General features: G+C 73.1%; 8 protein-coding genes. 4 read left to right on the plus strand and 4 right to left on the minus strand.

What is annotated here, in order from left to right; translation table 11 throughout:
- Positions 1-14: 14 nt before the first annotated feature.
- On the minus strand, positions 15-1,391 hold the full coding sequence (locus tag ACFV9T_RS17355) for a M16 family metallopeptidase (protein WP_385441024.1): 1,377 nt from the start codon (positions 1,389-1,391) through the stop codon (positions 15-17).
- 271 nt (positions 1,392-1,662) lie between these two features.
- On the opposite strand from ACFV9T_RS17355, the gene ACFV9T_RS17360 reads away from it, so the two are divergent.
- Positions 1,663-4,116, plus strand: a complete 2,454-nt coding sequence (locus ACFV9T_RS17360; protein WP_385441026.1) for a DNA topoisomerase (ATP-hydrolyzing) subunit A — start codon at positions 1,663-1,665, stop codon at positions 4,114-4,116.
- A gap of 72 nt (positions 4,117-4,188) precedes the next feature.
- Here the strand turns inward: ACFV9T_RS17360 and ACFV9T_RS17365 are convergent, their stop codons facing one another.
- Positions 4,189-4,596, minus strand: coding sequence for a tetratricopeptide repeat protein (locus ACFV9T_RS17365; protein ID WP_385441027.1), 408 nt, complete (start codon positions 4,594-4,596; stop codon positions 4,189-4,191).
- A gap of 158 nt (positions 4,597-4,754) precedes the next feature.
- Here ACFV9T_RS17365 and ACFV9T_RS17370 point away from each other — a divergent pair, with 158 nt between their 5' ends.
- From ACFV9T_RS17370 to ACFV9T_RS17380, 3 genes are all read left to right on the plus strand, one after another.
- Positions 4,755-5,753 (plus strand): sucrase ferredoxin, encoded by a 999-nt coding sequence (locus ACFV9T_RS17370; protein ID WP_385441030.1) that lies wholly within the window; start codon positions 4,755-4,757, stop codon positions 5,751-5,753.
- A gap of 98 nt (positions 5,754-5,851) precedes the next feature.
- Positions 5,852-7,546 carry an ATP-binding protein gene (locus tag ACFV9T_RS17375; protein WP_385441032.1) on the plus strand — a complete coding sequence of 565 codons (1,695 nt, stop codon included), beginning with the start codon at positions 5,852-5,854 and terminating at the stop codon, positions 7,544-7,546.
- Positions 7,543-8,244: a response regulator gene (locus ACFV9T_RS17380; RefSeq protein ID WP_385441033.1), complete on the plus strand. Its 702-nt coding sequence runs from the start codon at positions 7,543-7,545 to the stop codon at positions 8,242-8,244. Before ACFV9T_RS17375 ends, ACFV9T_RS17380 begins: the two co-directional genes overlap by 4 nt.
- A 15-nt stretch (positions 8,245-8,259) precedes the next feature.
- On the opposite strand, the gene ACFV9T_RS17385 is transcribed toward ACFV9T_RS17380, so the two are convergent.
- Together ACFV9T_RS17385 and ACFV9T_RS17390 are read right to left on the minus strand one after the other, a co-directional pair.
- Entirely contained in the window at positions 8,260-9,867 is a 1,608-nt protein-coding gene (locus ACFV9T_RS17385) for a cation acetate symporter (RefSeq protein WP_385441034.1), read from the minus strand.
- Entirely contained in the window at positions 9,864-10,316 is a 453-nt protein-coding gene (locus ACFV9T_RS17390) for a DUF485 domain-containing protein (protein ID WP_385441035.1), read from the minus strand. Before ACFV9T_RS17390 ends, ACFV9T_RS17385 begins: the two co-directional genes overlap by 4 nt.
- Positions 10,317-10,598 lie beyond the last annotated feature (282 nt).

Genomic DNA, 10,598 nt, shown 5'->3' on the forward strand with positions numbered 1-10,598 from the left:
GGTGACGGCGTCGCTCACTGGGCCGCCTCCCCTTCTGCGTCGATGTCGGCGGCTTCTGCGGCGTCGGCCTGCTCTGCGTCCTCGGCGCCCTGGACGGGCTCGTAGACCAGCACGGCGCGGTTGTCGGGGCGCAGCCGCGCCGCGGCCACGGCCCGCACCTCCTCGGCGGTGATGTCCAGCACCCGCCCCACGGCGGTCAGGGCCAGCTGCGGGTCGCCGAACAGCACGGCGAACCGGCACAGCTCGTCGGCGCGGCCGCCGACGGTGGCCAGCCGGTCCAGCCACTCGCGCTCGATCTGCGCCTGGGCGCGCTCCATCTCCTGCGGGGTCGGGCCCTCCTCGGCGAAGCGGGCCAGCTCCTCGTCGACGGCGGCCTCGATGCCGGGCACCTCGACCCCGCCCGAGGTCTTCACGTCCAGCCAGCCCAGCGACGGCGCGCCCGACAGCCGCAGCAGGCCGAAACCGGCGGCGACGGCCGTACGGTCACGGCGCACCAGGCGGTTGTGCAGCCGGGAGGACTCGCCGCCGCCGAGGACGGTCAGCGCCAGGTCGGCCGCGTCGGCCTCACGGGTGCCGTCGTGCGGCAGCCGGTAGGCGGCCATCAGGGCGCGGGCCGGGACCTCCTCCTCCACGACCTCGCGCAGCTGCCCGCCGATGACCTCGGGGAGCGTGCCGTCGCGGGGCGGCCGCTTGCCCTCGTGGGAGGGGATGGTGCCGAAGTACTTCTCGATCCAGGCGAGCGTCTGCTCGGGGTCGATGTCGCCGACGATGGACAGCACCGCGTTGTTCGGCGCGTAGTACGTGCGGAAGAACTCCCGGGCGTCCTCCAGGGAGGCGGCGTCCAGGTCGGCCATCGAGCCGATCGGGGTGTGGTGGTACGGGTGGCCCTCGGGGTAGGCCATGCCGACGAGCTTCTCGAAGGCCGTGCCGTACGGCACGTTGTCGTACCGCTGGCGGCGCTCGTTCTTGACGACGTCCCGCTGGTTCTCCAGGCTCTCCTCGTCCAGCGCGGTCAGGAGGGACCCCATCCGGTCCGCCTCCAGCCACAGCGCCAGCTCGACCTGGTGGGCGGGCATCGTCTCGAAGTAGTTGGTGCGCTCGAAGCTGGTCGTGCCGTTGAGCGAGCCGCCGGCCCCCTGGACCAGCTCGAAGTGGCCGTTCCCCGTCACCTGGGCCGAGCCCTGGAACATCAGGTGCTCGAAGAGGTGGGCGAGGCCGGTACGCCCCTTGACTTCATGGCGTGAACCGACGTCGTACCAGAGGCAGAGCGCGGCGACCGGGGTCAGGTGATCCTCGGAGAGCACCACCCGCAGGCCGTTGGCCAGACGGTGCTCGGTCGCTTTCAGGCCGCCGGAGCCGGCCTGTTGCGTGGCCGTGTGACCCATGGGCATGTACGTCCCTTCGATCGCGTGATGGAGCGCGTGCGAACCGCTGTGATGAGCGCTTCTGTCACTGTATGCAACCGCACGGACATCTGGCGAAGTTCCCGTCACGCAAAGGTCCGGCCAAGGTCCCCTGGGGGCTCCCGGGGACGGACCGGCACGGCCGCCGAGGGGTGCTCACGGAGCCTCCGGGGGATGGCCCGTTCCACAGTTGTCGGCGGACGGGGCCACAATGGTCCGCGTCAGATCCCGCTCTGCCGTTGAAGGAGCCGCAAGCGCGATGGCCCGCCGCAGCACGAAGAGTCCGCCGCCGGACGACTTCGAGGAGCGCATCCTCGACATCGACGTCGTCGACGAGATGCAGGGCTCCTATCTCGAGTACGCCTACTCGGTCATCTATTCGCGCGCGCTGCCCGACGCCCGCGACGGGCTCAAGCCCGTGCACCGCCGCATCCTGTACCAGATGAACGAGATGGGGCTGCGCCCCGAGCGCGGCTTCGTCAAGTGCGCCCGCGTCGTCGGCGAGGTGATGGGTAAGCTCCACCCGCACGGCGACGCGTCGATCTACGACGCGCTGGTGCGCATGGCGCAGCCGTTCTCGATGCGCCTGCCGATGGTCGACGGCCACGGCAACTTCGGCTCGCTGGGCAATGACGACCCGCCCGCCGCGATGCGTTACACCGAGTGCCGGATGGCCTCGGCGACCTCGCTGATGACCGAGTCCATCGACGAGGACACGGTCGACTTCTCGCCGAACTACGACGGCAGCGAGCAGGAGCCCGTCACCCTGCCCGCCGCCTATCCGAACCTGCTGGTCAACGGCACGTCCGGAATCGCCGTCGGCATGGCGACCAATATGCCGCCGCACAACCTGGGCGAGGTGGTCGCCGCCGCCCGCCATCTGATCAGGCACCCGAATGCCGACCTCGACACGCTGATGCGTCATGTGCCGGGCCCCGACCTGCCGACCGGCGGTCAGATCGTCGGGCTCGCCGGTGTCCGGGACGCCTACGAGACGGGGCGCGGCACCTTCAAGATCCGCGCCACGGTGGCCGTGGAGGACGTGACGCCCCGCCGCAAGGGCCTCGTCGTCACCGAACTGCCCTTCACCGTCGGCCCCGAGAAGGTCATCTCCAAGATCAAGGACCTGGTCGGCGCGAAGAAGCTCCAGGGCATCGCGGACGTCAAGGACCTCACCGACCGTGCGCACGGCCTGCGCCTGGTGATCGAGATCAAGAACGGCTTCAACCCGGAGGCCGTGCTGGAGCAGCTCTACAAGCTCACGCCGATGGAGGAGTCCTTCGGCATCAACAACGTGGCGCTGGTGGACGGCCAGCCGCTCACGCTCGGGCTCAAGGAGCTGCTGGAGGTCTACCTCGACCACCGCTTCGACGTGGTGCGCCGGCGCAGCGAGTTCCGCCGCACCAAGCGGCGCAACCGGTTGCACCTGGTCGAGGGGCTGCTGGTGGCCCTGCTCGACATCGACGAGGTCATCCGGCTCATCCGGTCCAGCGAGAACTCGGCGCAGGCCAAGGAAACGCTGATGAACCGCTTCAGCCTGTCGGACGTCCAGACCCAGTACATCCTGGACACTCCGCTGCGCCGGCTGACCAAGTTCGACCGGATCGAGCTGGAGTCGGAGCGCGACCGGCTCAACGCGGAGATCGAGGAGCTGACCCGGATCCTCGACTCGGACGCCGAGCTGCGCAAGCTGGTCTCCTCCGAACTGGCCACGGTGGGCAAGAAGTTCGGCACCCCGCGGCGTACGGTGCTGCTGGAGTCCGCCGACGCCCCGCTGGCCGCCGTGCCGCTGGAGGTCGCGGACGACCCGTGCCGGGTGCTGCTGTCCTCCACCGGGCTGCTGGCCCGTACGGCGAACGGGGAGCTGTTCGCGGGCGAGGGGCAGACCAAGCGCAGCAAGCACGACGTGATCGTCTCGGCGGTCCCGGCGACGGCCCGCGCGGAGGTCGGCGCGGTGACCTCGACCGGGCGGCTGCTGCGGCTCCAGGTCATCGACCTGCCCCAGCTACCGGAGTCGTCCGCGCCCCCCAATCTGGCGGGCGGCGCGCCGATCGCCGAGTTCCTGTCCCTGGAGGACGACGAGGAGCTGATCTGCCTCACCACCCTGGACGAGTCCTCGCCGGGGCTCGCCATCGGCACGGAGCAGGGCGTCGTCAAGCGCGTGGTCCCGGACTATCCGGCCCACAAGGACGAGCTTGAGGTCATCGGCCTCAAGGAGGGCGACCGGATCGTGGGCGCGGTCGAGCTGCGCACAGGCGAGGAGGACCTGGTCTTCATCACGGACAACGCGCATCTGCTGCGCTATCCGGCGGGGCAGGTACGGCCGCAGGGGCGCGCCGCGGGCGGCATGGCGGGCGTCAAGCTCGCTCCCGACGCGAAGGTGATCTCTTTCACCGCGGTCGATCCGGCGGCCGACGCGGCGGTGTTCACCGTCTCCGGTGCGCACGGCACGCTCGACGACTCCGCACAGCAGACGGCCAAGCTCACCCCCTTCGACCAGTACCCGCGCAAGGGGCGGGCCACGGGCGGGGTGCGCTGTCAGCGGTTCCTCAAGGGCGAGGACTGTCTGGTGCTGGCCTGGGCGGGCGCGACCCCGGCCCGCGCGGCGTCGGCCGCGGGCGCCCCGGTGCCCCTGCCGGAGCCCGATCCGCGCCGGGACGGCTCGGGAGTGCCGCTCGACAAGCCTGTGGCGGTGGTCGCCGGTCCGGTGTAGGACCGGCGGTAAGCGAGTGGTCAGGGGCGCGGCACCGGATGGGTGCCGCGCCCCCGCGCATGCGGCCACTGCCTAGTGCCCGGCGGCTCCGTTGCGCCGGGCCCGCAGCTGCTGGAGCGCGACCCGGGCGCCGGGGTGGCCTCGGTCGGCCGCCTTCCGGAAGTGCCGCTCCGCCTCGGCCGGATCGCCACGGTCCAGATGCAGGGTGCCGAGCACCACCAGCGCGGTGAGGTCCCCGGCGGCGACCGCCTTGCCGAGCCAGTGCAGGGCCTCCGGGAACGCACCGCGGTTGCCGAGCCCGATCCCGTAGACCGTCATGCCCTCCCGGTCACCGGCGAGCGCCGCCCGCCGGGCGAGTTCCTCGGGGATCGGCCGCCCCTCGGCGTACGCCGCCCGCACCCTGGCCTTCAGCGCCGCGTCCAGCCGCCGTCTCCCGCGCTTCCCACGGCGTCCGCGCCACCGCGCCCACAGTCCGCGCATCAGCCCCCCCCTCCGCCCCCGGAGCGCCATTCTCCCGCCGTCCCCGCCCCCACGGAACAGGCCGCGCCCCCGGGGGAAACCGGACCGTCTCGCTCCCCCGTCACCCGGATTCCCCCACCCGTGCGCGAAGCTGATCGACAGAGGTTAGGCTTACCTTCGTGAGCACGTGCACGACCGCTTCCCGGGATCTGTCCGAGCCTCTCGCCGGGACGGCGGCCACCGCCCCCACCTGGCTTCTTCTCGAACAACCGGGCCCCTGGGGTACCGAGGCCCTCACGGCCAGCCGTCTGGACCCGGCCGTGGGGCGCGCCCTGGAGCGCGCCGCCGAGGGCACCGGTGTCCGGGTGGCGCTGATCCGGCGGCCCGGCCGCCATGCCGACCTGCACGCGGGCAGCCGTCACCGGGTGTTCGTGGCGCACACCCGGCCCGGCCGCTCCTGGATCCGTACGACCGCCCTCGCCGACCCGGGGCGGCTGCTCGACCTGGACTTCGCCGCGCTGGGCGCGGGCGACCCGGGCGGGCTGGCCGGTGCGGCCGACGACGCTCCCGCGGAGTTCCCCGACGACGCCCACGGGGCGTGGCAGGAGTACACCGGCGATCCGCTGGTACTGGTGTGCACCAACGGCAAGCGCGACCGCTGCTGCGCGCTGCTCGGCCGCCCGCTAGCCGCCGAGCTGACCTCCGCCGGGGTGGAGGGCACCTGGGAGATCACCCACATCGGCGGCCACCGCTTCTCGCCGACGCTCGTCGTCCTGCCGCACGGCTACGCCTACGGCCGGACCACCGCCCAGGACGTCAAGGACACCCTGGCGGCGCTGCGCGAGAACCGGGTGGCCACCGAGGGCTGCCGCGGCCGCTCCGCCTGGGAGCGGCCCGGTCAGGCGGCCGAACTGGCGGTCCGCGAGCTGACCGGTGAGGACGGGGCCGACGCGCTGACCGTCGTGCGGACCGAGAGCGCCGCCCCCGCCTGGTCGGTGACCGTGGCGCACACCGACGGCCGGGTGTGGCGGGTGAGCGTGGCGCAGGTGGCGGCCGCCCCGCCGAGGCAGCAGAGCTGCGGTTCGCCGCTGGGCTCCCCGGCCCGGATGGACGTGGTCGGCATCCACGCGGTGCGGCCCGCGCGCGACGGACGGACGGTCGCCCTCGGCGGACGCTGACAGACCGCTCCCCCGACCTCCGCCGCCGCGCCAGGAAGCGCGCCGGGGGGGGGCACCAGGGGGTGTCCACGCCCCGCCCTTCGTTACCCTTCGTTGCCATGAGCGCCGCGATACCGCCGGGGCCGCCCTCCGCGCCCTCAAGGTGGCGCATCGGCTGGCCCCGACGCGTCTTCTCCCAGGTGCTGCTGATGCAGCTGGCCATCGCCACGGGTGTCACCGTGCTGGCGACCGGGCTCTTCCTGCGCCCGCTCGGCTCCCAGCTCGACGACCAGGCCATGCGCCGGGCGCTGGCCATCGCCCAGACCACCGCCACCGAACCACGGCTGGTCACGGCGCTGCAGCACACCCGCCCCACCAGGGGAGGCCCGGTCCAGGCCGCGGCGGAGCGCATCCGCCGGTCGACCGGCGCCGAGTACGTCGTGATCATGGACCGGCGCGGGGTCCGCTGGTCGCACACCTCCCCGGGCGAGATCGGCAAGCACGTCTCCACCAGCCCGGACGACGCCCTCGCGGGCCACGAGGTCATGCAGATCGACAACGGCACGCTCGGCCGCTCGGCCCGTGGCAAGGTGCCGCTGCGCGACCGGGACGGCCGCATCGTGGGCGCCGTATCGGTCGGCATCGCGTACGAGACCGTGCGCGGCCGATTGCTCGGCGCGCTTCCCGGGATGCTCGCGTACGCGGGCGGCGCGCTCGCCATGGGCGCCCTGGCGGCCTATCTGGTCTCCCGCAGGCTGCAGCGGCGCACCCACGACCTCGCCTTCTCCGACATCTCCGCGCTGCTCGCCGAGCGCGAGGCGATGCTGCACGGCATCCGCGAGGGGGTCGTCGCGCTCGACGCGCACGGCCGCATCCGGCTGATGAACGACGAGGCGCAGCGGCTGCTGGATCTGCGCGCCGACGACACCGGACAGCCGCTGGAGGCGGTGCTGCCGCCCGGCCGGACGACCGATGTGCTCGCCGGGCGGGTCACCGGCGCCGATCTGCTGACCGTCAGCGGCGGCCGGGTGCTGGTCGCCAACCGGATGCCCACGGACGACGGCGGCGCGGTGGCCACCCTGCGCGACCGCACCGAGCTGGAACGCCTCGGCCGCGAGCTGGACGGCACCCGCGGGCTGATCGACGCGCTGCGCGCCCAGGACCACGAGCACGCGAACCGGATGCACACCCTCCTCGGCCTGCTCGAACTCGAACTCCACGAGGAGGCGGTCGAGTTCATCACCGAAGCGGTCGGCGTCCACCGGGCCACCGCCGAGCAGGTCACCGAGCGGGTGCACGATCCGCTGCTGGCCGCCCTCCTGGTCGGCAAGGCCACCGTCGCCACGGAGCGCGGGGTGTCCCTGCGCATCGCCGGGGGCACCCTGCTGCCGGACCGGCTGGTGGACCCGCCGGGCCTGGTGACGATCGTCGGCAACCTGATCGACAACGCGCTGGACGCGGCGGTCGGTTCGGCCGGGCCACTGGTCGAGGTGGAGCTGTGCGCGGACGACCGTACGGTGCTGCTGCGGGTCTCGGACACCGGACCCGGCGTCCCCGCCGACCGGCGCGATCTGGTCTTCACCGAGGGCTGGTCCACCAAGAAGCCGCCCGCGCACGGACAGCGCGGCATCGGTCTCGCGCTGGTACGCCGCCTCGCCGAGCGTCAGGGCGGCAGCGCGCGGGTGGCCGACCGCGACGGCGGCGGCGCCGAGTTCACCGTCGTCCTCCCCGAGGCGCTGACCGAGGAACCCGCCGAGGGACCGGCCGGGGACCCGGCCGAGGCGCCGCTGACCGCGACAGGAGAGCCCCGATGACATCGGACACCGGCCCGGGCGGCCTCATCGAGGTACTGGTCGTGGACGACGATGTGCGGGTCGCCCGCGTCAACGCGGCGTACGTCGGGAAGGTGCCGGGCTTCCGCGTCACGGGGCAGGCGCACACGGCCGCCGACGCGCTGGCCTTCCTGGAGCGCGGCCACGCCGATCTCGTCCTGCTCGACCACTATCTGCCGGACGAGACCGGGCTCGCGCTGGTGGGGCGGCTGCGGCAGCTGGGCCACCACACCGACATCATCATGGTGACCGCCGCCCGCGACATCGGCACCGTCCAGGCCGCGATGCGCAACGGCGCGCTGCAGTACCTGGTGAAGCCGTTCACCTTCGCCGGGCTGCGGGCCAAGCTGGAGGGCTACGCGGCGCTCCGCCGCGCCCTGGCGGGCGGTGGCGAGGCCGGGCAGGACCAGGTGGACCGGATCTTCGGCGCCCTGGGCGGCGCCTCGGCCGGTCCCGCCGAGCTGCCCAAGGGCCACTCGGCGCTCACCGCCGACCTCGTACGGGAGGTGCTGCGCGGCGCCGACGGCCCGCTGTCGGCCCAGGAGGTCGCCGAGCGCGCCTCGCTCAGCAGACAGACCGCCCAGCGCTATCTGAAGCTCCTGGAGCGCACCGGCCGGGTACGGCTCAGCCTCAAGTACGGCGAGACCGGCCGCCCGGAACACCGCTACGACTGGGTCTGACCCGGGGGCGCCCGCTCAGGCGGCTCCCGCCCCCGTGAGGGCCCGTACCTCCGTCTCCGCGTGCCGGGCCGCGTGCCCGCGGGCGTCCGCCGCCTCGCCGGAGAGGACCGTGCCGAGCCACCCGGCGAGGAAGCCGAGCGGGACCGAGACCAGACCCGGATTCTGCAGCGGGAACACGTGGAAATCCACCCCGGAGAAGATCGCGTCGGGGCCGCCGGAGACCACCGGGGACAGCACCACCAGCACCACCGCCGGGACCAGCCCGCCGTAGACCGACCACACCGCACCGCGCGTGGTGAACCGCCGCCAGAACAGCGCGTACAGCAGGACGGGCAGGTTCGCGGATGCGGCGGCCGCGAAGGCGAGCCCCACCAGGAAGGCCACGTTGAGGTCGTCGGCGAGCAGCCCGAGGCCGATCGCCGCCGCCCCGATCCCGACCGCCGCGACCCGCGCGACCGCGACCTCACTGCGCGGTGTGCGGTCCTTGCGGCGGCTCAGCGAGGCGTACAGATCGTGCGCGACGGAGGCCGAGGAGGCCAGGGTGATCCCGGCGACGACGGCGAGGATGGTGGCGAACGCGACGGCGGCGACGATCGCGAACAGCACCGTCCCGCCCGTCGACCCGGCGCCCCCGCCGAGGTCGAGCGCGAGGAGCGGCACGGCCGTGTTGCCCGCCGCGTTGGAGCTGCGTACGGCGTCGGTGCCCAGCACGGCGGCCGCGCCGAAGCCCAGCACGATCGTCATCAGGTAGAAGCCGCCGATCAGCCCGATCGACCAGATCACGGACCGCCGGGCGGCCGGGGCGGTCGGCACGGTGTAGAAGCGCGAGAGGATGTGCGGCAGCCCGGCGGTGCCCAGGACGAGGGCGACGCCCAGGCTCACGAAGTCCAGCCGGGCGGTCCAGCCGTCCCCGTACGCGAGGCCCGGGGCGAGGAAGTCGGCGCCCTGCCCGCTGTGCAGCGCCGCGGTGCTCAGCAGGCTGTCGATGTCGCCGTTGAAGCGGACCAGGACGAGCACGGTGAGCGCCACCGCGCCGCCCATCAGCAGGACGGCCTTCACGATCTGGATCCAGGTCGTGGCCCGCATCCCGCCCAGCGCGACGAAGACCACCATCAGGGTGCCGACGCCGATGACCGTCCAGGACCGGGCCCGGGATCCCGTCTCGTCCAGCAGCAGGGCGACCAGGCTGCCCGCGCCGACCATCTGGGCGACCAGGTAGAGCACGCAGACGGTGACCGAGGAGACGCCCGCGGCGATCCGGACCGGGCGCTCGCTCATCCGCGCGGCCAGCACGTCGGCGAGGGTGAACCGGCCGCAGTTGCGGACGAGTTCGGCGACCAGCAGCAGCACCACCAGCCAGGCCACCAGGAAGCCGACGCAGTAGAGCACCCCGTCGTAGCCGAAGAGCGCGATGAGGCCGGAGATACCGAGGAAGGAGGCGGCCGACATGTAGTCGCCCGCGATGGCGAAGCCGTTCTCCATCGGAGAGAACAGCCGCCCGCCCGCGTAGAACTCCTCCGGGGAGCCCTGCCGGCGACGGCTCGCCCAGGTGGTGATCGCGAGGGTGGCGGCCACGAAGACGCCGAAGAGCAGGAGCGCGAGGCTCTGCTGATTGCCGGTCACCGCCCGTGCCCCCGCATCATCTCCTGCGTCACCCAGCGCAGCTCCAGCGCGACCCGGTCCCGGCGCAGCCGTGCGTGGCGGGCGTACGCCCAGGTCAGCAGGAAGGTGGTGGCGAACTGGGCGAGGCCCGCGACCATCGCGACATTGAGCGATCCCGCCACCGGACGGGCCATCACACCGGGCGCGGTGGTCGCCGCGACGACGTACGCGAGATACCAGAGCAGGAAGGCGGCGGCCGCGGGGAAGACGAAGCGGCGGTAGCGCCTGCGCACCTCCTGGAAGGCGGCGCTGCCGTGCACCTCCGTATAGACCTCCTCGGCGGCGGGCGGACGGGCGCGCCGGGGCGGGGCGGCCGTCTCGTCCGGCCCGTCCCAGCCGGAGGCGAGCGCGTCGTACCAGGGATCGTCCAGCCGGGCCGCCCCGGCATCGCGCGCGTTGTGCATGTCCACCCGAAAGCTCCTTGTTCACTGCCGCGTTGGCGTGCCCAAGGATGGACAGAGGGACAAGATCCCGGATACTCCAATACCGGACGTTCACCCCATCAGGTGACTCAGGTGATGAACAACCCGGAATCGGTGTCAGGTGGATTCCTGGTGGAAGCCGTCCCGACCCCCGGGGGTGGTGGGACGGCCGCCGCAGTTGCTCCCCGACACCGACCGCGATGGGCGACCGGTCCAGGGGGGCCGCCCAGTTGGTGATGAACAGCTTGGGCGGCGCGAGCACGGTGCCCA

The organism is Streptomyces sp. NPDC059850 (assembly GCF_042731515.1).
Lineage (GTDB): Bacteria > Actinomycetota > Actinomycetes > Streptomycetales > Streptomycetaceae > Streptomyces.